Annotated in this window: 25 protein-coding genes and 1 pseudogene; 8 read left to right on the forward strand and 18 right to left on the reverse strand. The window is 47.2% G+C overall.

Annotation, left to right across the window (positions count from 1 at the left end; all coding sequences use genetic code 11):
- Positions 1 to 9: 9 nt before the first annotated feature.
- Genes FKW31_RS07205 through FKW31_RS07225 form a run of 5 tightly spaced genes read right to left on the reverse strand, consistent with a single transcriptional unit; the run spans position 10 to position 3,677 of the window.
- The gene (locus FKW31_RS07205) at positions 10 to 495 is read right to left on the reverse strand and encodes an urease accessory protein UreE (protein WP_150178194.1); all 486 of its coding nucleotides are present in this window, start codon (positions 493 to 495) and stop codon (positions 10 to 12) included.
- Positions 495 to 2,201 carry an urease subunit alpha gene (ureC, locus tag FKW31_RS07210; protein WP_150178195.1) on the reverse strand — a complete coding sequence of 569 codons (1,707 nt, stop codon included), beginning with the start codon at positions 2,199 to 2,201 and terminating at the stop codon, positions 495 to 497. Before ureC ends, FKW31_RS07205 begins: the two co-directional genes overlap by 1 nt.
- Positions 2,198 to 2,542: an urease subunit beta gene (locus tag FKW31_RS07215; RefSeq protein ID WP_089179645.1), complete on the reverse strand. Its 345-nt coding sequence runs from the start codon at positions 2,540 to 2,542 to the stop codon at positions 2,198 to 2,200. The genes ureC and FKW31_RS07215 overlap by 4 nt, the downstream gene beginning before the upstream one ends.
- Positions 2,526 to 2,828 (reverse strand): urease subunit gamma, encoded by a 303-nt coding sequence (locus FKW31_RS07220; RefSeq protein ID WP_006115792.1) that lies wholly within the window; start codon positions 2,826 to 2,828, stop codon positions 2,526 to 2,528. Before FKW31_RS07220 ends, FKW31_RS07215 begins: the two co-directional genes overlap by 17 nt.
- 27 nt (positions 2,829 to 2,855) lie before the next feature.
- The gene (locus FKW31_RS07225) at positions 2,856 to 3,677 is read right to left on the reverse strand and encodes an urease accessory protein UreD (RefSeq protein ID WP_150178196.1); all 822 of its coding nucleotides are present in this window, start codon (positions 3,675 to 3,677) and stop codon (positions 2,856 to 2,858) included.
- Positions 3,678 to 3,865: 188 nt separating this feature from the next.
- Between FKW31_RS07225 and FKW31_RS07230 the strand changes: the two genes are divergently transcribed.
- On the forward strand, positions 3,866 to 4,900 hold the full coding sequence (locus FKW31_RS07230) for a HoxN/HupN/NixA family nickel/cobalt transporter (RefSeq protein WP_150178197.1): 1,035 nt from the start codon (positions 3,866 to 3,868) through the stop codon (positions 4,898 to 4,900).
- A 66-nt stretch (positions 4,901 to 4,966) separates the two neighbouring features.
- On the opposite strand, the gene FKW31_RS07235 is transcribed toward FKW31_RS07230, so the two are convergent.
- The gene (locus FKW31_RS07235; protein WP_150178198.1) at positions 4,967 to 6,643 is read right to left on the reverse strand and encodes an alpha-keto acid decarboxylase family protein; all 1,677 of its coding nucleotides are present in this window, start codon (positions 6,641 to 6,643) and stop codon (positions 4,967 to 4,969) included.
- 322 nt (positions 6,644 to 6,965) lie between these two features.
- The gene (locus FKW31_RS07240) at positions 6,966 to 7,559 is read right to left on the reverse strand and encodes a histidine phosphatase family protein (protein WP_193562057.1); all 594 of its coding nucleotides are present in this window, start codon (positions 7,557 to 7,559) and stop codon (positions 6,966 to 6,968) included.
- 116 nt (positions 7,560 to 7,675) lie between these two features.
- On the opposite strand from FKW31_RS07240, the gene FKW31_RS07245 reads away from it, so the two are divergent.
- From FKW31_RS07245 to bfr, 3 genes are all read left to right on the forward strand, one after another.
- Positions 7,676 to 9,640, forward strand: coding sequence for a triacylglycerol lipase (locus FKW31_RS07245; RefSeq protein WP_150178212.1), 1,965 nt, complete (start codon positions 7,676 to 7,678; stop codon positions 9,638 to 9,640).
- A complete protein-coding gene (locus FKW31_RS07250) occupies positions 9,637 to 10,662 on the forward strand; it encodes a DUF4105 domain-containing protein (RefSeq protein ID WP_150178199.1) in 1,026 nt (341 codons plus the stop codon). The genes FKW31_RS07245 and FKW31_RS07250 overlap by 4 nt, the downstream gene beginning before the upstream one ends.
- A gap of 186 nt (positions 10,663 to 10,848) precedes the next feature.
- A complete protein-coding gene (gene bfr, locus FKW31_RS07255) occupies positions 10,849 to 11,334 on the forward strand; it encodes a bacterioferritin (protein WP_035352900.1) in 486 nt (161 codons plus the stop codon).
- Between the two features lie 52 nt (positions 11,335 to 11,386).
- Here the strand turns inward: bfr and FKW31_RS07260 are convergent, their stop codons facing one another.
- The 5 genes from FKW31_RS07260 to FKW31_RS07280 all read right to left on the reverse strand — a co-directional run bounded on the left by FKW31_RS07260 (position 11,387) and on the right by FKW31_RS07280 (position 13,987).
- Positions 11,387 to 11,746, reverse strand: coding sequence for an ArsC family reductase (locus FKW31_RS07260; protein ID WP_150178200.1), 360 nt, complete (start codon positions 11,744 to 11,746; stop codon positions 11,387 to 11,389).
- 29 nt (positions 11,747 to 11,775) lie between these two features.
- Positions 11,776 to 12,222, reverse strand: coding sequence for an HIT family protein (locus FKW31_RS07265; protein WP_150178201.1), 447 nt, complete (start codon positions 12,220 to 12,222; stop codon positions 11,776 to 11,778).
- A 70-nt stretch (positions 12,223 to 12,292) separates the two neighbouring features.
- Entirely contained in the window at positions 12,293 to 12,856 is a 564-nt protein-coding gene (locus tag FKW31_RS07270; protein ID WP_150178202.1) for a DNA-3-methyladenine glycosylase I, read from the reverse strand.
- A 14-nt stretch (positions 12,857 to 12,870) separates the two neighbouring features.
- Entirely contained in the window at positions 12,871 to 13,302 is a 432-nt protein-coding gene (locus tag FKW31_RS07275; RefSeq protein WP_006115779.1) for a helix-turn-helix transcriptional regulator, read from the reverse strand.
- Positions 13,303 to 13,306: 4 nt separating this feature from the next.
- Positions 13,307 to 13,987 carry a peroxiredoxin gene (locus FKW31_RS07280; protein WP_006115778.1) on the reverse strand — a complete coding sequence of 227 codons (681 nt, stop codon included), beginning with the start codon at positions 13,985 to 13,987 and terminating at the stop codon, positions 13,307 to 13,309.
- A gap of 88 nt (positions 13,988 to 14,075) precedes the next feature.
- Here FKW31_RS07280 and FKW31_RS07285 point away from each other — a divergent pair, with 88 nt between their 5' ends.
- Entirely contained in the window at positions 14,076 to 15,002 is a 927-nt protein-coding gene (locus FKW31_RS07285; RefSeq protein ID WP_150178203.1) for an MBL fold metallo-hydrolase, read from the forward strand.
- 28 nt (positions 15,003 to 15,030) lie between these two features.
- Complete coding sequence (locus FKW31_RS07290; RefSeq protein WP_089179653.1) at positions 15,031 to 15,816, forward strand: sulfite exporter TauE/SafE family protein; 786 nt, start codon at positions 15,031 to 15,033, stop codon at positions 15,814 to 15,816.
- 3 nt (positions 15,817 to 15,819) lie between these two features.
- On the opposite strand, the pseudogene FKW31_RS07295 reads toward FKW31_RS07290, so the two are convergent.
- Positions 15,820 to 17,501 (reverse strand): annotated as a pseudogene (locus FKW31_RS07295) (SulP family inorganic anion transporter).
- An 80-nt stretch (positions 17,502 to 17,581) separates the two neighbouring features.
- Here FKW31_RS07295 and arsC point away from each other — a divergent pair.
- Entirely contained in the window at positions 17,582 to 17,929 is a 348-nt protein-coding gene (gene arsC / locus FKW31_RS07300) for an arsenate reductase (glutaredoxin) (protein WP_006115773.1), read from the forward strand.
- 102 nt (positions 17,930 to 18,031) lie between these two features.
- On the opposite strand, the gene FKW31_RS07305 is transcribed toward arsC, so the two are convergent.
- Genes FKW31_RS07305 through FKW31_RS07320 form a run of 4 tightly spaced genes read right to left on the reverse strand, consistent with a single transcriptional unit; the run spans position 18,032 to position 23,033 of the window.
- On the reverse strand, positions 18,032 to 18,766 hold the full coding sequence (locus tag FKW31_RS07305) for a hypothetical protein (protein WP_150178204.1): 735 nt from the start codon (positions 18,764 to 18,766) through the stop codon (positions 18,032 to 18,034).
- Between the two features lie 9 nt (positions 18,767 to 18,775).
- The gene (locus FKW31_RS07310) at positions 18,776 to 20,299 is read right to left on the reverse strand and encodes an efflux transporter outer membrane subunit (RefSeq protein WP_150178205.1); all 1,524 of its coding nucleotides are present in this window, start codon (positions 20,297 to 20,299) and stop codon (positions 18,776 to 18,778) included.
- Positions 20,300 to 20,303: 4 nt separating this feature from the next.
- Positions 20,304 to 21,380: an HlyD family secretion protein gene (locus FKW31_RS07315; protein ID WP_089179658.1), complete on the reverse strand. Its 1,077-nt coding sequence runs from the start codon at positions 21,378 to 21,380 to the stop codon at positions 20,304 to 20,306.
- 15 nt (positions 21,381 to 21,395) lie between these two features.
- Entirely contained in the window at positions 21,396 to 23,033 is a 1,638-nt protein-coding gene (locus tag FKW31_RS07320) for an MFS transporter (RefSeq protein ID WP_150178206.1), read from the reverse strand.
- A gap of 120 nt (positions 23,034 to 23,153) precedes the next feature.
- Between FKW31_RS07320 and FKW31_RS07325 the strand changes: the two genes are divergently transcribed.
- Positions 23,154 to 24,077 carry a LysR family transcriptional regulator gene (locus FKW31_RS07325; protein ID WP_150178207.1) on the forward strand — a complete coding sequence of 308 codons (924 nt, stop codon included), beginning with the start codon at positions 23,154 to 23,156 and terminating at the stop codon, positions 24,075 to 24,077.
- Positions 24,078 to 24,166: 89 nt separating this feature from the next.
- Here FKW31_RS07325 and FKW31_RS07330 read toward each other — a convergent pair whose 3' ends face one another.
- Positions 24,167 to 25,534 (reverse strand): carbohydrate porin, encoded by a 1,368-nt coding sequence (locus FKW31_RS07330; protein ID WP_238332773.1) that lies wholly within the window; start codon positions 25,532 to 25,534, stop codon positions 24,167 to 24,169.
- Between the last annotated feature and the right edge of the window lie 52 nt (positions 25,535 to 25,586).

The raw sequence follows: 25,586 nt of genomic DNA on the forward strand, positions 1-25,586 counted from the left end.
TCCTCTTCATTAATCATGGGAGTGGTGGGTATGTCCGTTTTCATGCTGATGTGCACCTATACGCCCTGCATACGCACCACTTTCGGGATCAAATGCAGCCATGACCATATGCACATGGCCACCAAGGCCACGAATCATATCTGCAATAACATGATCATGCCTTATAAGAATACGGTGTTCCTCAATAGTTGCGGGAAGATGCCGGTTTCCTATATGCCATGCCAAACGTAACAAATATAAGCCATTTGTTGCCGTGACTTCCATAAGTTCTTCCGGAAGCGATTTTACCAGAATAATGCGTCCATCCTGTAGTTTCAGACCATCACCAGCCCGCAACAAACGTGCATGTTCCAGATCAAGAAGGATTTTTTCACCAGATTGCAAGCAAATAACCATACGGCGGCGATGGCGGCCCTCATAGTCGGCTGCAAAAATTTCGGTTGCTGCTGTTTCTGGCCAACTTCCTGCTGGAAGAATTTCAATTATGCGTTGCATCAGAACAGAAAATACCTTTGTGCCATAGGAAGAACTTCTGCAGGTTCGCATGTCAGTAACACACCATCGGCGCGCACTTCATATGTTTCGGGGTCTACTTCGATATGTGGCATGGCATCATTATGAATCATGCTGCGTTTACCGATACTTTCTCGTGTATTGGACACTGCGGAAAGTTTACGTTGTAGCTTAAGTTTATGTCCTAAATCATCTTCCAGTGCGGCTTGAGAAACAAATGTAAGACTTGTATGTGTCAGCGCACCACCGTATCCGCCAAACATCATACGACCATGAACGGGTTGCGGCGTGGGGATAGAAGCGTTGGGGTCGCCCATCATTGCATAAACAATCGCACCACCTTTAATCACCATTTCTGGCTTTACACCAAAAAAAGCAGGTTCCCACAAAACAAGATCTGCCAATTTTCCAACAGCAATAGATCCCACCTCATGCGCCAAACCATGCGCAATGGCCGGATTTATGGTGTATTTGGCAATATAACGTTTAACCCGGTTGTTATCTGCCACACTATCTCCGGACAGCGCACCACGCTGTAACTTCATTTTATGCGCTGTTTGCCATGTTCTTAACGGCACTTCCCCCACACGCCCCATGGCCTGACTGTCGGACGACATCATGGAAAGCACGCCCATATCCTGAAAGATATCTTCAGCTGCAATAGTCTCACGCCGAATGCGACTTTCCGCAAAAGCAATGTCTTCTGGAATGTGCGGATCAAGATGATGGCATACCATCAGCATATCCAAATGCTCATCCAGCGTGTTGACTGTGTATGGGCGCGTTGGATTGGTAGAAGATGGTAAAACATTCGGCAAACCAGCTACACGTATAATATCTGGTGCATGCCCCCCACCCGCACCTTCTGTATGAAAAGCATGAATGGTGCGCCCTTTAAATGCAGCAATTGTATCTTCCACAAACCCGCTTTCATTCAGCGTGTCTGTATGGATCATCACCTGAACGTCCATGCGGTCAGCCACGCTCAAGCAACAATCAATAGCCGCTGGCGTTGATCCCCAATCCTCGTGCAATTTCAGACAACACGCCCCTGCCCTTACCATTTCCTCCAAGGCTTCTGGGCGTGATGCATTGCCCTTACCTGCAAAAGCCAGATTAACCGGAAACGCATCTGCGGCCTGCAGCATACGCGCCAGATGCCAAGGCCCCGGTGTGCATGTTGTAGCCGCTGTACCTGTGGCTGGCCCGGTGCCTCCTCCCAGCATAGTCGTTATGCCAGAAGATAAAGCCTCTTCTATTTGTTGTGGGCAAATATAGTGAATATGACTATCAATTCCACCAGCAGTCAGTATTTTACCCTCTGCTGCAATTACTTCTGTGCCCGGACCAATAATAATATCTACGCCCGGCTGAATATCCGGATTTCCTGCCTTACCAATTGCTGCAATACGTCCATCTCGCAAGGCAACATCTGCCTTAACAATACCCCAATGATCAACAATTAGCGCGTTTGTGATAACCGTATCTACGGCACCTTGTGCGCGAGACAATTGTGATTGCCCCATGCCGTCACGAATAGTTTTTCCACCACCAAACCGCACTTCTTCCCCATAAATTGTAAAATCTTTTTCTACTTCCACAAGCAAAGCTGTATCTGCCAGCCGAACACGATCCCCTGTAGTGGGGCCAAACTGGCCTGCATATTCGTAACGGGAAAGATGCGTCATTTATCTATACCTCCCATCACTTCCCCTCGAAAGCCAAATACTTGGCGCAAGCCTCGTAATGGAACCAGTGTTACTTCTCGTATCTGTCCCGGCTCAAAGCGAATGGCACCGCCCGAAGGCACGTTTAGCCGCCAACCTTTGGCTTGTTCGCGCTCAAACAGCAGAGCAGGATTTACTTCATAAAAATGATAATGGCTTCCCACCTGTATGGGACGATCTCCTGTATTGGAAACCATCAACTTGCGTTGGAGCTGCCCCTCATTCAGAACAATATCACCTTCTGCAACCAGAATTTCCCCTGGCAAAGCATCTGCAGGCAAAGCATCAACGTATCGGGGCATGAACCGTCACCAATTTTGTTCCGTCAGGAAAGGTTGCTTCCACTTGCACGTCATGAATCATTTCTGGCACGCCAGCCATAACCTGATCACGCGTTAACACACGGCCACCACTTGCCATAAGCGCTGAAACACTCTGACCATCCCGCGCACCTTCCACTACATGATCTGTTATAAGAGCGACAGCTTCAGGGTAATTTAAACGCACCCCACGCTCCAATCTGCGCCGCGCCACCATTGCTGCCATGGCAATAAGCAATTTATCTTTTTCTCGGGGTGTCAGTTTCATAGTTTACGTTTTCTCTACTTTCCCGCGTCATGAACGCCAGGTGGTTGGCATAGATTGTCCATTCCGCAAGATTGGTAAAATACGTTGCAATATAACCTCTAACTGCCAATTATCCTGCGCTATGCCACGCACAATCAGCATGCCATTCCATGTTGAGGCCGCGAACCCTTTGCATTCTTCTGCTGCTAACACATTACGTAATGGTTCAAGGCGACTGGATACATCGGATGCAACTAAAACAAGCGTTGCAACGGCACGATACCCGGCTGCCACCGCAGGATCCTTCAAAAGAACATTTACAGAATCGCTTTCAAGTTTCAGTGTATCTTCCAAAATGCGCCGCCCACCCCGCCAAACGGAGAGACCATCTCTGACATGCAGTTGCTCAACACATTCACCCGAAGCAACGCGACCAAAAAAACGGCTTTCAAGAAACAGAAATCGCGCATTACCCGCCATCTCTACAGTCATTTTGCGCTGTAAACGGCTACCATCAAAAAAAATCGTGCCGTGCGGCAACCATTCCAAACATGCATCTTCCGCGATATGGCAGGAAACATTTATTCGAGCTGCCGGATCATTCGAACGCGCTCGATAAATACGTTCAGCCGCTTGAGATGTGACAAGAAGATTTGTGTGCGGGTTACACCTCAAATCTCCCTCAATGCGGTCTCCTGCCGCTATACCACCTGAAATATTTACCGTGACAACTTCCATCTGTTGGCCTGCAACACGAGGAAATAACAAGCGGCAGCATCCCTCCTGCTCCAACCCGTAGCATTGGGTCTGAGAACGATCATTTCGGACTTCCAACCCAAAACGACCGTAAGCACGTTGCAGAAGAGGCACTTAATTGTATCCAATTCCTGTAAGAACTATTTTTAAATAGATAGGGTATTATGCTTCCGTCAATAAGGGTGGGATATACGCATATTTACGTATAAGAAATAAGGTTATAAATTATAAAATATACTGTAATTATTGAAAAAAATCAGTTTCCAGGAAATATCAAACTTCCTAGACTCCTTAGGTTACACATGAGAAAAATACTTTGTTATAACTTCAATGCCACTGCAGAAAATGTAACATGGAAAGCTATAGGGCTGTTTACCATATTAGGTGGTTTTAACATCGTAACTTGGCTTTGGGCCTCCATTGCTTTCCGCTATTCTCCAAGCTTATTAAGTATGGCGTTTGTTGCATATAGCTTGGGCCTACGCCATGCCGTAGATGCTGATCATATTGCTGCTATTGATAATATAACTCGTAAATTAATGCAGGAAGGCAAACAACCACTTTCTGTAGGGCTTTTCTTTTCCCTAGGTCATTCTAGTGTAGTAGTTATAGCATCCATCTTAGTTGCTGCCACAGCGACAACTTTTACACAAAAGCTTCATGTTATTCAGAAATTTGGTGAAATTATCGGACCAATGACTTCCATTGTTTTTCTAATATTTGTTGCCATCATGAATATCGTGATTTTTTATAATCTTTATCAAAATTTTTGTTATGCTAAATCTGGGAACATATCTCACCAAGAAGATATCCAGATTTTTCTTAATAAAGGGGGACTACTCACTCGTTTTCTTAAACCATTATTCGGTCTCATTCATAAAACTTGGCATATGTACCCACTAGGTTTCCTATTTGGCTTGGGGTTTGATACCGCAACAGAAGTTGGGTTACTCAGCTTATCGGCAAGCCAAGCATCCCATGGCATGACGCTCTGCTCTATCTTGGTCTTTCCTGCGCTCTTTACTGCGGGCATGTCTCTTGTAGATACACTAGATGGCGTTTTAATGCTTCGTGCTTATGGTTGGGCTTTTGTAGAACCTGTTCGAAAATTTTATTATAATATGCTGCTTACTGTCGTTTCTATCGTCATTGCTTTGCTCATAAGCGCCATTGAAGCACTTGAACTTATACGGAACCATCTTGGCCCTGAATATGCTTTATGGAACTGGTGTGAAACTTTAAGCGAAAACTTTGGCATTTTAGGTTGCGTGATTATTGCCATATTCATGACGTGCTGGGGTGTATCTGCTGTTATGATCAATCATAAAGAAATATAAAAATACCTCCTTCCACAATTTGGAAGGAGGTATTTTGCAACACACTAGATTTTAAATATCAGACTTTCAGGATATCTGTGGTTTTCTGGAATTAGCTGCTGCAACCTTTTTGCCCCATTCCACCAACGTTTTGGTGCAATCAGAACGTTCAATCTGGCATTCGATAATGGTGGGACCTTCATGGTTTGCCTTAGCTTTTTTGATAGCCTCTGCTAGTTCACCTGCTGTGGTGGCTTTTAGGCCCAGACCATGACCATCTTCCGCATTGAACACTTCCATCAAGCCTGCGTAATCCCAGTTCTTGATGTAGTTGTAAGGGCCATCATGAATGGCAATTTCAATAACATAGCCACGATTATTCACGAGGAAGATAATAACTGGCAGCTTATAACGCACCATCTGCGCCATTTCCTGCGCAGTAAGCTGGAACGAGCCATCACCTACCATAAGAATATGCTGTCGCTCTTGAGACCCCATGGCGTTCCCGAAAGCAGAGGGTACAGACCAACCAATATGCCCCCACTGCATTTCCAGCTCAACACGTGCACCGCGCGGCAAATCCATGCGCGTAGCGTTGAACCAAGAATCCCCTGTTTCAGCAACCAAGGTAGTATCTGATGTCAGCATCGCGTTGATCTGACGGGTCATTTCATCATTTGTCAGACGCGCATCTGCCTTAGATGCTTCAATAACAGGCGTATGTTTTTTACTTTCCTGCGCCGTTAACGGACGGCTAGGAGCTTTTTTTGCCAGCTCTTCAAGGAATTCACGCAACGTGAAGCCTTCGTATGTCTTGCCGCCCACAGTGACGCGGTTAGGTTCTGCCAACAAAACATTGTCACCCTTGGGCCATGCGGTCCAACCTACTGTGGAATAGTCATTAAAGACGGGGGCCACACAAATAAGGGCGTCAGCCTTTTCAACCAGCTCCTGCGCACCAGGAGAAGAAACATCCCCCCAATAAAGACCACGAAAACCTTTGTGATCTTCTGGGAAAAAGCTTTTTGCTGCCGCCATAATCGTAACAGCACAGCCTAGCTTATCGGCCAGATGTTCTGTTTGTGCCTGTGCGTGTGCCGCGCGCACTTTGCTACCTACAATCATGGTAACACGCTGAGATTTTTCCAGCAGAGCAATAGAAGCTTCAACGGCCGCTTTTAGACTGACATCATCTACCCGCAATTCTGCCAGCAAGGACGAGACCGGGCCAGGGCGAACACATTCTGCATCAGATACGTTACAGGCAATTTCAACATATGCCGGCTTGCGTTCACGCAGGGCTGTGCGGATTACATGATCAATTTTGGCTGGGGCAGATGCTGCATCTGTAATGCTTTCTGCCGCGCATGTTACATGCCGCATCATTTCCAACTGGTAGGTATAATCGTTCGTGCCCAGCGTATGATGCAGAAGATGGCCGGTTCCATAATCATTGCTATTAGGTGAACCAGAAATCAAAATAACAGGCAGGTTTTCTGCATATGCACCAGCAATAGCGTTCATTGCAGAAATGGCCCCCACACTAAAGGTAACCACAGCGGCCGCTGCGCCATGAGCGCGTGCGTAACCTTCTGCACTAAAACCACAATTCAGCTCATTACAGCAGTAAACTTGTTCCATTTCCTTATTTGCCAGTAACTGATCCAGAAGAACCAGATTAAAATCTCCGGCTACGGCAAAGTGGTGCTTTAATCCAATCTGAGAGAGGCGCTCAGCAAGATACATGCCGACTGTATATGTCATGGTTTAATCACTCCTATCGGAATAGCCTCAAAAAAACGGCTTTTAGCTAAAACCCTCAATCAGACAAATGTCCAATATATGAAACTGGTGGTTGTCATATAAAAAACATATCTCACAACCAAGAAAACATCCTATTTCGCCTTCCATAAAATCAAGGCAACCTATTGATATTAAGTATTTATTTTTGATATACGTGGGTTTTTATGTCGATTATGCAAGTATATATTTATATAATAGATCACAAAATGTCACCACATCGTGAATGATTATTCTTACTAAACAAAATTTTTACGCTTCTTTCCAACACTTTAACTTTAATGCCTTAAAAAGGCGCGGAAAGTGTGAGAATGCGCCAATTCCCAGATCTTCCCGAAAAAACACTCCAACTTTCTGGATAAACATCTAATTTATTTAGAATATGAAAAGAATTTTTTATGCCATCAGCGATAATACATGCGCTTAATGCACGTATGATAATAGGAGAAGCTATTATCAAGAATGTTTCTTGGTTTTTGGCGTTATCAAAAAGGCTATCCAGCCATGCTTTTAACCTAGCATGAAATGCATATATGCTTTCTCCACCAACTGGAGAGTGCGTAGGATTCATAAATTGCTCCTGCTCTTCTACCGATAAACTTTTCAAATTCCGCCCTGCCAAAGCTCCATAATTTCTATTCCTTAGCTTCTGCTCCAAAACAATATTTTGTTCTAAAAGAAGACAATCTGAAACTACAAAAATATCAGATGCACAAAAAATGCGCGAAATATTATGTTTTTCTAAAAAATCTTCTTGGATTATTTTAGAAAATGGAAATTTTATTATTTTGTTTTGCTCTGGTATATAACCTTTACGTACATCATCAGGTATTAAACTTCCTACCAAGACAACGCGTACTACTGGTAGATTGGGCATCATTTCTTCCAAGATTTTAGATAAGCCTCATTCTTTCATTACTGTTTGCCACATTGTCGTGAACATCGTAAGTTCCGCCGCATATTTTAACGCTTGAGTGTGTTCTTCCGGAAAGCATGATGTCTGTTTTTTCTATACGATTTATCAATAAATTGAATCACAAGACCTGCTACATTGCTGCTTTTCTGGCCCTTACAGGATGCACTCCTCCTGTTTCTGTTCAGCAGCTTAGCCTAACAGAGGCTTATCAAGATCGCACCCATACCGCTCTTAACGGAACAATCCTGAGTAACACCACCCGTATTGTGCTGGAACGCCAAAATTTGCTGGGCATATGGCAGGCACACCCAATTGCCGCCATTGAAATCCTGCGCAAAAGCACGCAAGACCAATTCTACACTCCAGATTTGAATGACCAACTTTTTGCGTTGGCAGAACTCAGCTACTTACGGGGGAAAAAACATAAATCCCGCACAGATTTCATGGCGGCTGCCATGTATGCATATGCCTATCTCAATCCTGCCGATAAAACGACTGAACATCCAGACCCATATGATCCACATTTTCGGCAAGCATGTGATATTTATATGCTCAGCCTGACAGAGGCTTTAGGTTCTCCTGCAAATATCAACTCTCAACACTGGGTGCTACCATTTGGCGATCTGGATCTTTCATCTGTGCCATCAGAACGTATATGGCATGGCTATGAGCTTACTGATTTCCGCCCCACTGCGCGCCTTACTGTAAAAGGCGTTAAAAACATTTACAGCCACATGGGGCTGGGCGAACCCCTTGCAGCCATTCCACATGTAAGTGGTCGTGCACCATCCTCCTTTACAGTTACGGATAAACTACGCATTCCTGTCAGCCTGTTTATGGAAATACCAGACCCACGCAGACAAGTTCTCTCCGATCATATTACCGGCCATCTAACCCTTACAGCTTTAGATGATCATGGGCATATTCTCACAGCCAACAATACACCTATACCTCTACAGTACGATCAAACAGCCTCACGCGCACTTAGCCTCAGCAATGCTGTAGATTGGTCTAGCGAATACAAAGGTTTTCTGGACGGTCGTTTTTTTGATAATGGCCGCAAACCTCAGCTTATTGCCATAGAACCACACCGCTACGGGTGTATTCCCGTTGTGCTTGTTCACGGCACAGCATCCAGCCCTGGGCGATGGGCAGATATGGTGAACGATCTTCTGGAAGATCCTCAAATTCGCGCCCATTTTGAGTTTTGGTTTTTTTCTTACGCTACGGGAAATCCCATCCCATACTCGGCTTTTCAACTCCGCGAAGCCTTGGAATCCGCCATTCAAAACAATGGTGGTACGCAAGCAGATCCTGCACTTGGGCATATGGTACTTATTGGCCATAGCCAAGGCGGGCTTTTGGCAAAAATGCAGGTGATAGACCCTAAAGATAAACTCTGGAATGGGCTAACACACCACCCTTTCAACAGTTTACACCTCACCCCAAAAGCTCATAGATTTTTGCAAGAAACTCTGTTTCCAAAACCGTTGCCTGAGGTGCAACAAGTTGTGTTTATCTCTACACCACAACATGGAAGTTATCTGGCGGCACTTTCTTTAGCGCACCTTGTTGGCCGTATGGTGACATTTCCTGTCAGCCTAACTGAAGTGATGCAGCAAGTTGTCATTGGAGAATCTGGTGCAATACGTGTCAACATGAGCCCATGGCGTATGGGCAGTGTGTATGGCATGACACCCCATAGTGCCTTTATCCGCTCTCTAGCATCCATACCGGTTGTGCCAGAAGTACGTACGCACTCCATTATTCCCGTTCTAGGGGATGGCCCATTAGCAACTGCAGATGATGGCGTGGTAAAGTACCGCAGTGCACACATACCTTATGCTGATTCTGAACTGGTTGTGCGGCATTCTGACCATTCCACACAATCCAACCCTATCACTATTGCTGAGGTACGCCGTATTTTGCTGGAGCATCTCGCTCACCTTACATCGGGAGTTCCAGAAACAGGGGATATGAGCAAACAAAATATCACACGTATTGGCGGTGAATATCAGCCAACAACACCCCCGGTGCATCCATGAGCAAGTTCCAACATAATTCTTCCACACATGGCTGGGTTTTCTGGGTAAAGGCTGCTGGTGCTTTCTTATTCAGCTTTTATTCTGCGGCTGCATTTTATTATTCCACCTTAACACCAGATATGCTGCGTTTGAGCCTGAGTATCATTTTTCCGTTGCTTATTTTGGGGATGTTCTTTTTTGCCCCAGCCCGTCTTAGCCGCACCACTATTCCAGTTTTATGTACTGTTTTTATAATATGGTATTTAACGGATCCACCGCGCAATCATCGTGATTGGGCTGGAGAGTATGCCTTGCCAGCAGATGCCGTTTTGACTGGTCGGACTGTGCATATTCAAAACATACGGAATTTTAAATACAAAACAGAAACAGATTATACACCACACTATTATGATGCCACATATAATCTGGATGACCTTTCATCTGTAGATATGATTACATCCTATTGGGCTGGGGAAAGTATTGCACATGTTTTTCTTACCTTTGGATTCAAAGACGGGCATCACCTAGCCATATCTATCGAAACGCGCAGGCAAAAGCGCTTTCCGTATTCGGCGATTGCTGGCTTCTTCCATCATTATGAAATGTTTTATGTTACCGCAGATGAACAGGATTTAATTGGTGTTCGGACAGATATCCGCAAAGAACGCGTCTATCTTTATCGGCTCTTTATTGCACCGCAAACGCGTGAACGCCTGTTTAAAAGCTACCTTTCAGAAATTCATTTTCTGCATACTCACCCGCGCTGGTACAATACGCTCGCAGATAATTGCACAACAGAAATTCTCTCCCGCGCTGGCGCTCAACTCCATTACCGGCTGGATTGGCGCGTCTTGCTAAGCGGTTACACGGCCTCTTTGGCATATGATCTGGGGCTGCTGAACACACAGTATGATTTTCCCACCCTCAAACGCCTTAGCCGTATTCAGCGGCCGGACGGAGCGATGCCAGATGCACACTATTCGCAAGAAATCCGGGCTCATTTACCTTTAGATAAGCCCCCTACACTTTCACAAATCAAATAACAGAAATGTTATAAATGCTGTTACATGCTTAAGATGCTGTTTCGACAACAAAAAACATAAATAAGACTTGCGAATAAGAATTACTTATTAAAACTCGTTGATATTTAACGATTTTCTGTTTGCATTATGCCAAAAACATCCGTAAAAAGACTTCACAAACTTCCACCAAAATCTGGAAATCGTATCATGGTAAAAGATCCTAAAGTTATCGAACATCTGAACATCCAGCTTACAAATGAGCTGACAGCTATCAACCAGTATTTCCTGCATGCACGCACACTGCGCCACTGGGGCGTTACCCTGCTGGGCAAGAAAGAGTACGAAGAATCCATTGAAGAAATGCGTCATGCTGACTGGCTGATTGAACGCATTCTGTATCTGGGTGGGTTGCCTAACGTCCAGCGCCTGAACACCATTCTGATTGGTCAGGACGTGAAGGAAATTCTGGAATGCGACCTGAAGCTGGAAGAAAAAGCTCTGGGTGATCTGCGCGAAGGCATTGCCTATTGCGAAAGCGTGCGTGACTTTGTTTCCCGTGATCTGCTGCTGAAGATCCTTGAAAATGAAGAAGAACACGAAGACTTCCTGGATCGTCAGTTTGATCTGATCAAGCAGATTGGCATCGAACGCTACATCCAGCTGAACTCTGCAGCGGCTCCCGATCAGGAATAATTGCTGATCAAAGACTATGGGGCGTATAAATGCCCCATAGTCACCCTGCCATTTAATTTACAACAAATAAACCTGCATAAACTTCTGGCTTAAAGCCAACCGTAATTTCCCCTTCCCGGTCTAAAACGGGCCTTTTTATAAGGGATGGGTAAGCAACCATAAGCGCTAATGCGCGTGATTCATCAATATTTTCTTTTTCAGAATCGGGCAATTTACGAAACGTGGTGCCAGCTTTATTCAGCAACTTTTCCCACCCAACATTTTGCGCCCACTGTTTGAGTGTTACTGTATCTATTCCCTGTTTTTTATAATCATGGAAACTATACGCCACACTATGCGCCTCTAGCCATTTCATGGCTTTACGCATCGTATCGCAGGATTTAATTCCGTATATTGTTATTGTTGCACTCATAACCTCTCCCTTGAGCAAACCAACTTTTCCTATGGTTGGATATTCAAAAGTTTCCGCATTTCTTCCATAAAAGCTGCATCCCGCTCCAAATCAAACGTGCGCGCAAAAACACCCGCATAACCCACACAAACAGGTTTGGTTTTTACGACGTCAGCTTCTGTTAAGTAACGCGGCACAATATGGGTATGGAGAGAGGGTTCCTGATTACACCATGTTTCATAATTAATTCTGGCGGCACTCGTTGCTTTTAACAGGGCATCACCTACCGTTACGCAATCTGCCAGATATTGTATACGCTCCTGCCCGTGCAGATCATTCAGGCTCGGTACAATCGGGTCTGACAGAAGCTGGCAATAACCTTGTACTGGTTGTGTATCTGCAACAATAAGCCAACCTGAAGGCATACGCCCAATAACCTGAGGGAACTTCCCTTCTCTCGCCCATTCAACACGTTGTTGAATTACATTTTTTGCCATGCTCAGCCTCAGTCATAATTTTGCTTTCTGCAACACGCCTGAGGACAGCCATGTTGTGTGGCTTATCGAATCAATCACAGGCGTAATACCGAAAGCATTCTGGTTCATGCCCGTTTACCATGCCTGCGGCTTGCATCCATGCATAAACAATAACCGGGCCAGCAAAGCAAAAGCCGCGTTTCTTTAATTCCTTGGAAAGAACCTGTGAAGCGCGCGTTTGCGCAAGCGCATGAGGCTGTTTCGTCTTTACAGAATTTTGCTGCGCCACATCCCACGCAAAACTTGCAAAATCCTCGCCTTTTGCCTGCATCTGCAAATAGGCATGAGCATTTTTAACAGTCGCTTCTATTTTTAAACGTGCGCGAATAATCCCGGCATCCTGCATCAATCTTTGCACATCTTGCTCTGTAAACTGCGCTACTTTTTCTGGATCAAACCCAGCAAAAGCCCTCCGAAAATTTTCACGCTTCTGCAGCACCGTATTCCATGAAAGCCCGGCCTGAAAACTTTCTAGCACCAGCATTTCCCATAAGATGCGCGCATCCTTAATGGGCACACCCCATTCAGCATCATGGTAAGCGCGCAAAATCATGTTCCCACATGCCCATTTGCAACGGTGCTTATGAGAATCCATATAATTTTTCGGCTTTAGAAGCGGCGCTGAGGCTGCGTTGTCTGCACAAAGGCAAACTGTGCGCCTTCTTCCCGAAGGATTTGATCTTTCCTTTTGGTAGATTTTGTTCCGAGTTTATCAGCAATCTCGTGCGTGGCAGATAGCAGGCCTTTGTCACCTTTTAAAAGACCAATCAAAATCCTTACCCGCAAGGCTTCATCTTCACTCTGCAAGCTATAGTAAATCGTGCGCGATTCGCGACGTGGCACAATAAGGTTAGAACGCCTTAACGTGCCTAACTGCTGGCTGAGAGTCGGCTGGCCAATCCCGGTTCTGCTTTCCAGCTCCCCCACTGCCAGCGCCCCATGCTGCAAAAGTGCATCCAGAATCATGAGGCGCTGCGGCTGAGCAAACAGCTTGAGTTGCTCCACCAACTGTTTTGCTTCGTCTAAAGACATTTCCACCATGAGCTTACCGCCCCTGATCAGGCTTTAAACACATGAACCACGATGGCCCTGCCTGCATAACAGCATCCTGAGTTTGCGCCGTAGGCAGCACCACATTCCCTCCGGGTGCCCAACCTTCGGGGGTGAGAACATCCCCCTCATCCACCCGTTGAAGGGCAGCAAGCAAACGTAGTAATTCCGCCACAGATCGGCCAACAGTCATGGGGTAGCATGTTGTGGCACGCACAATACCTTGTGGGTCAATCATGTACACACTGCGCACGGTTGCGCTATTCCGGGCTGTTGCATCCAGCATACCATACGCACGTGCAATGGCCATGGATGGATCTTCTACCACCGGGAAAGGAATCCGAACGTCAAACCTCTCCCGTATGGCTTCAATCCATGCAAGATGGGCAGGCAGGCTATCTACGGAAAGGCCTACCAATGCACAGTTCATAGCTGCAAATTGCGCAGCAGCCTGAGCAAACGCAATAAATTCACTTGTACAAACTGGTGTAAAATCTGCTGGATGCGAAAACAGCAGCACCCACTGCCCACGCAAAGCACTTAACGTAAGCATGCCTTGGGTTGTCCGCGCCATAAAATCTGGAGCCATGTCTCCAATTCTGGGTGCGGCCACTACCGGCTCCAACTGACTGGTATCTATGATGCGGTCATTCATAGCAGCAGTGTTTACGCGCATTCTTTCACTTGACGCAAGATGCTTTCATTCTTAATTAAAGTGTATATTCATGTTTACTTAAAATAATAAACTGTTGGGAGTTTCCCTTATGTCAGATCCAGCTATCGCCACAGCCACCCAGCAGATTTTAATGGCTGTGCAGCACCCCGAACAACAACCTGTTGTAAAAACCTTTTTTGATGAAAAAACCTTCACAGCCAGCCATGTAGTGCATGATCCACAAACTCTAACGGCTGCCGTTATTGATAGCGTGCTGGATTATGATCAGGCTTCTGGCCGTATTAAATACGATTCTGCTCAAAAAATTGTCGATTATGTGCGCACTGAAAAATTGCAGGTTGCATGGCAACTAGAAACACATGCGCATGCTGATCATCTTTCCGCCGCACCATGGTTGCAGGAACAACTGGGCGGCAAGCTGGGTATTGGTGCCAACATTGTGCAGGTGCAGGAAGTTTTTGGCAAAATCTTTAATGCCGATACCAGATTTGCTCGTGATGGATCTCAGTTTGATCATCTTTTTACAGATGGCGAACAGTTCAAGCTGGGCAACCTGAACGCCATAGCATTACACGTGCCAGGCCATACCCCCGCAGATATGGCTTTTATTATCGGTGATGCAGCCTTTATTGGCGATACACTGTTTATGCCAGATTATGGCACTGCCCGTGCAGACTTCCCCGGTGGGGATGCCCGGATGCTGTATCGCTCTATCCGTCGCCTTCTCACCTTACCAGCGGAAACGCGCCTTTTCCTCTGCCACGATTACAAGGCTCCACACCGTGATACCTATGCGTGGGAAACCACTGTAGGTGCAGAGCGCGCGCATAATGTGCATGTGCATGAGGGCATAAGTGAGGATGAGTTTGTAAATATGCGCACATCACGAGATGCAACACTTGCCCTACCCAACCTGATTATGCCTTCCGTACAAATCAATATCCGTGGGGGGCATATGCCAGAACCAGAAGATAACGGCACAAGTTACATCAAGATCCCCATCAACAAGCTCTAAAATTTACTGACCTTTCTGGATACCACATATGCTCACCTTATCTGTTCCCCATCTCCTGCTAGAACTTATGTCTGGCGTACTGGTCGGTTTTACTTTGGGATTAATTGGTGGCGGGGGGTCCATTCTGGCAGTACCGCTTATGGTATATCTGGTAGGTGTAAAAAACCCTCATGTGGCTATTGGCACCAGTGCATTGGCTGTAGCTATCAACGCATTGGTGGGGCTAGCACAGCATGCACGCAACCATACGGTCAAATGGCGCTGTGCAGGTATCTTTGCATCGTGTGGGGTCGCGGGAGCATTTATTGGGGCCGCTATCGGCAAAACAGTTGATGGCAAAAAGCTACTTTTGTTTTTTGCTCTGTTAATGATTGGGGTGGGTATTCTTATGCTCCGCGGGCGGCACAACATTGGTTGTCCGGGTGCAAGCTGTAATAGACATAACGCTCCCAAAGTTATGGGCTACGGCCTTGGCACGGGCTTACTTTCGGGCTTTTTTGGCATTGGTGGCGGCTTTCTAATTGTGCCCGGGCTTATTGCATCTACCGGCATGCCTATTCTCAATGCAGTTGGCACGTCTCTGGTTGCCGTTTCCGCTTTTGGGTTTAGTACTGCTTTAAGCTATATGCTGTCCGGCTATATTGATTGGCAGTTGGCGGCTCTTTTCATTTTAGGAGGAGCCATTGGTTGCCTTTTTGGCACCCGCACAGCCCGCCGCATGGCAAAATCTTCTAGTCACCTTACAACACTTTTTGCCTGCATTATTTTTATCGTGGCAGTTTATATGATCTGGCAAAGTGTACAAAAATTATAAAGCTTATGCGCTACCACACAGCTTACGAGCACTCGCCAACGCTGTGTGAAGCTGCATGTAAATATTATCCTTTCCAAGCACTGCTATAATATGGTGACGCTCCATATCTTTTAGAAAAAATGGAGCAACACGACCAAACAACACGGTAATCCCACGTGCATGCAGCCTTTGCAAAACATCCCGCACCACTTGCGCGGCTGAATAGTCAATATCGGTAATTGCACTGCAATCTACCACAACACATTTTACCGGGTCCGGCGCGGATGAAATCAGCGTCATGATATCATCAGTAAACAAATTACAATTTGCATAAAATAAATCTGCACAAAACCGATAAATGATAATACCCGGCATACTTTGCTCTCCGGGTGCCACCGCTTCAGCCTCTAACATTCCAGTCGTGGCTTCTGGTGCCATTACCAACGTATGCGGCATATAGCTATGCCGAACGTGCCGAAATAAAGAAAGCGCAATAGCAATAAAGATACCCTGTTCCACCCCTACACTTACAACCGTAGCGGCTGTTACCAGTGCTAAACGAAATTCTCCGGGGCTTTCATTGCGAATGCCATTAAGCGCCTGAATATCTATCATTCGCACGGCCACACAAAACACAATGGCACCAAGCACGCAACGAGGGAGATACTGCAACGGTGCAGGAAAAAACAAAAGTACACAGGCTGTTACAGCAGCAAAAACAAGCTGTGCTTTTTGTGATCTTGCGCCTGCCTGCACAGCCATAGCTGTTTGCGTGGGGCTACCATTTACCGTAAACGTACCTGTTAAGGCAGCCGCAGCATTAGCAGCACACAGGCCACAATATCTGCATTTTCATCAACATGTTCATGAAACATGTTTGCAAAAGCACGTGAAGTTGCAGCACTTTGCGCAATAATAACAAAAACACAGGACGCCGAAATGGGTAGCAGAGCTAGTATATCATGCCAGCCGGGCAGAGGTACGGAAAACGCTGGCAAACCACCACGTATGCTGCCCAGAATGGCAACGTCGTAATGTTGTAAGTCTAACTTCCAACTACAAAAAATACTGATAACCACAACACACAAGCCTACTGGCCAATGAGGCTTCTGTCTTGCTCCTGCCAACAACACAACACAGCTCAGGCTGGCAATGGCCATGCTTAACCCTTGCATCTGCCCGAAACCTTGGAACAACCCTATCGCCTGAGCCAGTGTATTGTGAGAGGATGAGACTAGGCCTGTCATGTCATACAACATGCTTAAGCCCACTTGTACACCCACGCCTGCCAAAAAACCCACCAGCACAGTGCGAGACAAAAAATCTGCCAGAAACCCTAACCGAAATAAGCGGGCAACTAAGAGAAATCCTGCATTAAGGAGAGCAACTGCGCTAACCAACTCCATATATCTGGCACTGCCGGGGGAAACCATTTCTGACAGACCACTGGAAAAGATGGCAGCCGTAGCAGAATCTGCAGCTACCACCAGATGGCGTGAGGATCCAAACAGGGCAAACGCCACCAACGGGAACAACACTGTATATAGCCCGCACACAGCAGGCATTTCAGCAATACGGGCATACCCCAGAACCTGAGGAATGTTCATAGAGGCTAAAGAAAGCCCTGCCAGCATATCCGACCATGACCCGGACTTTTTGGTTATCCGTTGGCCGAGCCAATTTTTTATGCCTAACAAGGGCGACATACTCTCTCCATCCCATTCTATTTGCGTGCCATGATACCCTCAAATATCATAATTGAGGCTTCACTCTTTAGGATGCACCTATGTCAGTTACTCTCTACCACAATCCTTCCTGCGGCACTTCACGCACAGTTCTGGGCCTTATTCGAGATGCGGGAATTGAACCGGAAATTATCCTTTATCTGAAAGCTCCCCCAACTCGTGCGGAATTGGAAAGCATTCTTGCCAAAGGAAAATTGAGCGCACGCGACATTTTGCGCAGCAAGGAAGCATTATGTAAGGAACTGGGGCTTGATGCACCCGACATCAGCGATGATCAGATTCTTGATGCCATTGCAGAATATCCCAAACTTCTCAATCGTCCTGTTGTGGTCACACCCAAAGGTGCAAAAGCCTGTCGCCCGGCGGATATTGTGCTGGAACTGTTATAAGTTTTTCCACAGCCATACGCCCTATCTTTTACCCAAGGGGGCGTATGGTGTTACATAAATGAACTCAAATATCATAACACGGATACTTGAGTTCATTGATATTTACTTAGCCGATACATCGGCTAAAAGAAGCTCTGCTTTTTCCTGCGCAATCACAACCACATCCTGCTGATCCGTTATTGCCGCAGCATCACCACAATGCAGAACATTTCCGTTTATAGTTACAATGCCTGATACAACCAGCAGATAAAGATCACGCCCTAACGTGGTGCTGTAAGCTGCCCCCTCCGCCGCGGGTATCACCGCATGTAACAAGCGTGCACGCGCAGTTAAAGCAACAGGGGCACCATCTGTAATCTGACCTTCTTCCTCCGGATCATCTTCTGGAAAGCCTGATGCAAGAATTCTAAAACCACCGTCTTCCAATTGGGGAAAACTTGCACGAATTTCTTGCGCAGGCAGCACACCTTCTACATCCGCCATAAACCAGAACTGAATAAACGCAGCACCCGCCAGACCAGCACTCCACTCTATCCTTTGGCACCCTGTACCTGTGCTTAAAAGATGCAGCCCTCCGGGCCCAATATCTTCCTGCTCAAAATCATCTGCATTGCTGATCAGACTTCCTGCGAAGAGCCATGTTAGAATATCCACATTGGCTTCAGGCCCCAGATAATATCTTTGGGCCGGCGCAAGCTTACCCAGATTAAGCACACGTAAGCGTCCATCATGCGTGTATGCTGGATCTTGATAATCAGCGAATGCAAAATGACAGCGCAGTATGAGCGTATCTGAATGTGCGTTACCCAGAGTTGCCGCACGTCTGATTGTTATCATACGCCAATCTCACACATGTTTTTTTGCTTTCGTTTTGTCTGGGTAAATACCTTCCCAGCCGCCACCAACTGCACGGTAAAGGTGCGTGACAGACCCTGCCACGCGCGCCGTGGCATCTGCCAATGCACTTTGAGAAGACAAAAGCGCATTCTGCAATGTCAGCACATTTAAAAAGTCGGATGAACCCTGCACATATTGGACCTTGGCTGTATCCACTGCAATTTCGTTTTCATGTACGGCTTCAGCCAATTCATCACGCCGCCGCTGAGCTGCCGTAAAATCGGCCATGGCATCATCAATTTCCTGCCACGCCTTTAAAACCGTGCGCTGGAACATAGTTGCTGCTTCTTTCTGCTGCGCCTTACGCAAATGCAACTGGCCTGTTAGCCTTCCACCTTCAAACAAAGGGAGTGTTGCAGTAGGGCCAAAACCATACTGACGTGATGCCCATGAACCCAAACCACTAAACTGAAGGGCCTGCACATCCAAACTGCCAGATAGTGTGACGCGCGGAAAGAAATCTGCAATGGCTACACCAATACTGGCCGTGGCAGCATGCAAATGATCTGCCGCCATACGAATATCAGGCCGATGCTCTGCCAGTTCAGATGGCAAGCCCACCGGCACCAAGGCAGGCACCAGAGGGATTGGGCCTGGCGCCCCAAGTTCTGCATCCAACGCCCCTGGTTCACGCGCAACCAGAAAGCTCAAGGCGTTTAGCATGTGCGTTGCTTGCGCCTGCAAAGGCGGTAAGCGTGCATCAAATGTATGAAGCTGGCCTGTAGCTTCTGCCACATCCAAACGTGTTGCGGCCCCTTGCTCGAACCGCAATGTGGTGAGTTTTACACTATCTTTTGCAACCTGAATATTATGCTGCAAAATGCCAATCTGCGTTTGTGTTGCACGTAAATCAATATAATCCTGCGCTGTTTCTGCCATAAGAGATACCAGAATATCTCGTCGCATTTCCTCCGTTTCGTGCATGGCTGCTGTAGCGGCTTCCACCTGCCGCCGCACGTGCCCCCAAAAATCCACTTCCCACGATGCGTTCATACCGTATTGGGGCAAGTTGAATGAGGGATTCCCCACACTTCCGGGCAATGCTGTAGGCCCAAACCCTTGAGAGCCAGATGCAATAGACCCCGCCTGTTCACGCTCCATAGTGCCCAGCAAACCCAGCACACCATTGGTGCTGGCGCGTTCACGCCCATAAGATGCATTGGCTTCTGCATGAGGAAACTGTGCAGCACTGGCAATGCGCCGCTCTGCCTGACTTTGCATCAAACGCAGGCTCGCCGCTTTAATATCCAGATTGGAAGCTGCAACCTCATTTTCCAGCTTAGTCAGCACCTGATCATGAAACAGTGTCCACCACTGCGGATCTGCTGAAGCCGTTGTAATCTGGCTTTCTGCTGGCGGTTGGGTTGTGCGCCAATCTGCTGGCGCTTTAACCTGCGGCTTGTGATAGTTTGGCCCAACAGTGCAACCAGAAAGCACCAGCACGGATAAGCCGGAAAGAAAAAGACGCTTCATGGGACTACTGCCAGATATAACGTGAGTTATTGGCGTGCGGGCCTTCTGGCTTGGAAGCCGTATCAATATTCACTTCAACAGACATACCAACACGCACCTTTGCCGCAAGCGGCTGGTCTGGATCAAACGTAAGTTTAACGGGAATACGCTGCACCACCTTGGTAAAATTACCCGTCGCATTATCTGGCTGAATAGGTGCAAAAGCGACACCGGTGGCAGGCGCCAATGAATCCACATGCGCCTTGAGGGGATGACCGGGAAATGTATCTACCCAAACAGTCGCACTCTGGCCAGTTTGCACTTTTGTAAGCTGTGTTTCCTGAAAGTTAGCCAGAACATAGGCTTCATGAACAGGCACAACAGCCAAAATACCCGTGCCGGGGTGCACATAATTCCCGATACGCACACCACGCTCACCCACTACACCATCCATTGGAGCGGGAATGGTGCAGTAAGACAGGTTCAGTTCTGCCTGTTTTTCATCCCCCTGCATGCGCAGTAAAACACCACGTGCACGCTGAAGCTGGGCTTTTAAAACTGCAACCTGCCGAATGGCAGCATCCACCCCTGCTTGGTCTCGTGCTATGGATGCCGCTGCTTCTTTTTCCTGCGCTTCCGACGATTGCTTTTGTTCAATCGTGCCAGCACCACCGGAGGAAAGATTGCGATACCGGGTTGCGTTCTGCCGGGCAAACATCAATGCGGCCTGATCTGCCAGAACTGCTGCGCGTGCTTGCGCAATAACGGCATCCTGCCGACCAAGCTCGGCTTCCAAATTGGCAACATCGCCTTGGGCGGCTAGTACATTGCCTTTTGCTACCTCCAAGGCTGCACGGTAATCATCATCCTCAATATGCGCCAATTCCTCACCTGCATGCACAAGTTGGTTATCCTGCGCAATAACCCGATCAATACGGCCTGAAACCTTGGGCGCAACCGTGGGAAAATCTGCTGTTACATAGGCATCATTGGTATATTGGTTCACACCATCACCATTGATCAGCCGCGAACCACCCCATGCCACAAGGGCAAGCACAGCAGCGGCACAGCCAGCATAAAGCAACGGTTTTTTGTAGATCATAATCTGTATTCCGGATTAGCGGGCTGGAGTGTTGGGAGAAGGCGCACGCGGCGGATACACCCGGCGCGGCAGAATAAGATTCATGCAAGCGTATCCAAGGCAGACCCATATCAGCACATAATAGATATCGTTCAGCGCCAGAACGAGCGCCTGCTCATGCACATAGGTATGGAAAACCTGAAGTGAATTACGGGCAACATGCACACTATCTGGCGATGTAACCGAAAGCTGCTGCATGATGGGGTTACCCATGCCCTGCAGGGCTAGACCATGCGTGCCATGATGATCGAGCAACATGGTGGAATGATATTGCTCTCGCCTACGGGTTAAGGCAGCAAACAGCGCATAGGCAACCGCATTGGCCAGTCCTTTAAGCATATTGACCATGCCAGAAATAAACGGACCATCGGCAGGCCCCATAGCAAGGGTCGCCAACATGAGGGTGGGAATAACCGTCATGGGTTGGCCAAAAACCTGGAGAATTTGCAGCGGGTAAAAATTATCCCGCACCCAATCCACCGTCAGCCATGTGCCCAACCATGCAGAAGCGGCCAGACACAACATGCCGCCCGCCAGAACAAAACGGCAATCAACCTTACGACTGTTACAAAAAGCGGCAATCAACGGCAGCATGATAAGCTGCGGCAACGCAACCACCAGCGATACCGGGGCTGTTTGAATAGGCCGATACCCACGCACAGCAGACAGATAGGTTGCGGGAATATCCCCCATAATCGCACAGATGGCGAGAATACCCACCAATGAGAGCAAAGACGCCTGAATATTACGAGATCGCCAGTACTGAATGCGAAAATAAGGGCTGGGATGAAACGCCTCGTTAATTACAAAAACAATAAATGCTGCCACACCCCAGAATGTTAGATCCGTAATCACAGGGGAACGGAACCAATCCAGCCTATCTCCTTGATACAACACGATCACCAAGGAACAAATTGCTGGCAGCCCTACCAGCAATCCAAGCCAGTTAAACTTTTCAAACCTCTCAAAATGCATTGGGTCTTTCGGCAAGCCATAGGCCATCATCGCAATGGCCAACGCTGCTGTTGGAATAATTTCCCAATACAGCCAATGCCAGCCCATACGTTCGAACCAGAATGCTTCCAGCGGCAAACCCAGATTAGGCCCAAAAGTAGCGCTCATGGCGTATCCGCCAATACCAAATACCCGAATTTCTGGAGGGAGGTATTTCAGCATTACAGTCATCAGCACAGGCGGTAAACAACCTGCCGTTAACCCTTGAAATGCACGTAGAATGCAAAGTGAAGTGACATCCGGCATAAAGGGCGCTGGAATGGAAAGCAGTGCCAAAACTGCTGTCATGAAAATGGAAAAGCGATAGATCGAAAACGTCATGTAAAACCACGGCGTAAACGCCATGGCTGCAATATTAAACGCCTCATAAATCGCAATAACCCACGTGCCCTCATCGTGGCCGATGTGCATGGCCCCCCGAATATCGGAAAGACCGATCTCGGTCACATGCTCATTAAATCCTGCAACATGCACGGCCAGCAGCATACCCAAACAGCCAACAACAGTGCGTAGGCCAAAAGGGGGAATATAAGAAGGGCGTGGTGGCGCGGCATGAATAACCGGTGCACCAACCCCTTGTGCAGGAGCAGCGTTGGTCATCAGCGCACTTCAAACGGTTCACTGCGCCTTCGACAACCCCTATTTCTGATAAGTGACGAATTCGATTTTCGGAATAGAAAACTCTAGTCATTCCACAAAACAACATCTATTTCTGAAAGGATGAAAGGTTATGATCTCGACCTGCTTCGCTACCTTCAGGTGCTTATCGAAGAAGAAAGCGTCTCTCTTGCCGCACGTCGGCTAAAAATCAGTGAACCGGCTATGAGCCGTCAGCTTGCTAAATTACGCAAAGCATTTGCTGACCCCATTCTTGTGCAATCTGGCCGACGCATGACCCCATCGGCCTTTGCCGCTGGCATACTCAACCGGGTGCAGAATGTTGTTGTCGCCGCAGATAGCCTTATAGAAACACGCGCACTTGCCAATCTGGCAAACATGGCGCCTACCCTTACCCTTCGGGCTAATGATCTGGTTATAGCTGCGCTAGCTCTTCCACTCTTGGAAGCCTTGAAAAAGGATTGCCCTCGGTGTGAAGTGATCTGGGCACCCGAACTCGATGCGGCTGCATCTGTCCCGTTGCGTGATGACAGTGTAGATTTGTACATCGGCGCAACGGAAATGATGAAGCCCGAAATACGCCGCCAGACCATTTTCCGAGACTATATGCGGGGCCTTGTGCGTAAAGAGCACCCAATTCTGGCAGAACCCATCACACCGGAAAGCATGGTACGTTACGATTATATCAGTGTTTCACGCAGAGGGCGCGCGCAAGGCCCGATTGATTGGATGCTGCGCAATCAACATGGGCTGACACGTAGAATTGCAATGGTCGTGCCCAATTACCATGCAATGATAGAAAATATGAAAAATACAGATCTCATTCTGCCTTTACCAGGCATTGTGATTGATCATATCTCTCAAGAAGCCCTTGGGCTGACATCTTTTGAATTTCCTCTCTCACTTCCATCCGTGGAAGCTTTTCAAGCGTGGCATCCACGCCGTGACATGGACCCCGTACATCGCTGGTTGAGAGAAACCCTTTTTCGTGTTTCTCGACAGGTGTTAGGAAAATTTCCCCCTTGATGTAATAAGAGGATGAGAAACTCTGGAAAGCATACCCAGCTTTCCAGAACATTCCCTATACCCATGCAAACTCTCATAGATATAGAATATTACTTTCTATATCTATGCAGTTCAGGAAGATTAAGGCCGGGGTTAATTTCAAAGTTAACCATTAAGCCAACCTGCGCAGCATATTTAACATTAGGCAGCACTCTGGAAGATGCAAGCTGATCGGGATTCCAAATATATTCAAAATAAGGCGTTGCCATAACACCCGGCGCAACATTCAAGCCATAGTTCAGTTCCATCATGGTTTCCGAACTATTCCATTGATTGCGATAACCTTCGGCTTGCAAAGAAGCATTCATGGAATGCACGACTTTACGATTCCACAAATAACTCTGGAACACGAGGCCTACATAATCCCTCGGTCGTGAACGGAAAGGCCCCCAATCAAACAGACCTGCCACAAAGCCATTTCTTACGGTGCCATCTCCCGATGTCAGAAAGTTTGCAGACCCAAAAACAATAAGCCCCCGTGTATCATTCGGGTCGGGCTTCCAGATCATCTGCTGGGCTTGCGCGTATACAGTTGTACGCCCACGGCGTGGTTGCGCCTTGCCGCCCGCTAATGCGTAAACCTGATGCTCGGTGTTATAAAGTGGATCACTATAAATAGAGGTATCATACGTAAAACCAAGGCTATAAGCACGAGGATACTTATCTGTTGTAAAGTCTGTATGATATCCGGCTTCAACGGGTATGAATTCACCCTCGGCTTTATCAAACCCCCAGTCTGGCCCAGGCCAACCATTATGGTTTTTGGCGCGCACCCAAGGCTCTACTTCCCAGATACCGCCTTTAATATACGTAGAAGCTGTGGGCTTGATCAGCACACGTGCACTCCATGATGAAACCGTAAATGATGGTGATGAGCCATCAATTGTAAATGTTGTTGGTGATGAACACAGGAAGGTTGCAAACTGACAATACAGTTCCGAGCCTTCAAACTCACCACCTTTCGGGTTTGAACGGCCAGCTAGAATAAAAAGATGTTTGTTAAAAAGTTCTTGATCCCAAGTAAATTCACGAACCTGCAATCCATCATGGTTGCCCCATGTGTTGATCCATGACCAATCAGAAGCATTATACTCCCAACTACGCCCCTGCCCTGCCACATCATCGATAATAAAATGCATCTGACCACCCGATATCCCGGCTATCCGTTGCATATCAAGGTTTAGCCCCAACAAAGCCCAGTTAGTATAAGCAGAACCGTTTTTATACCCACCACCGACGTTGGCATTTAGCTGTGATATATTCCAGCCGTTAAAATAAACACCGTGATCAGCAAGAAATTTCCCTCCCTGTGCTACGGGTTTAAATTGGAGGGAAAAGAAGTAAGGTTGTGGCAAAATGGAATGCGCCCCTTTGCCATTAGGTGCTACAGGCCCATCTCCCCCATTAGGCGCCGGCACAAACCTGGGCACACCAGGTTGCGTAGGTGCATGAGCAGCATCATAATAATGC

The sequence above is a fragment of the Acetobacter sp. DmW_136 genome (genome assembly GCF_008690365.1).
GTDB classification, from domain to species: Bacteria; Pseudomonadota; Alphaproteobacteria; order Acetobacterales; family Acetobacteraceae; genus Acetobacter; species Acetobacter oryzifermentans.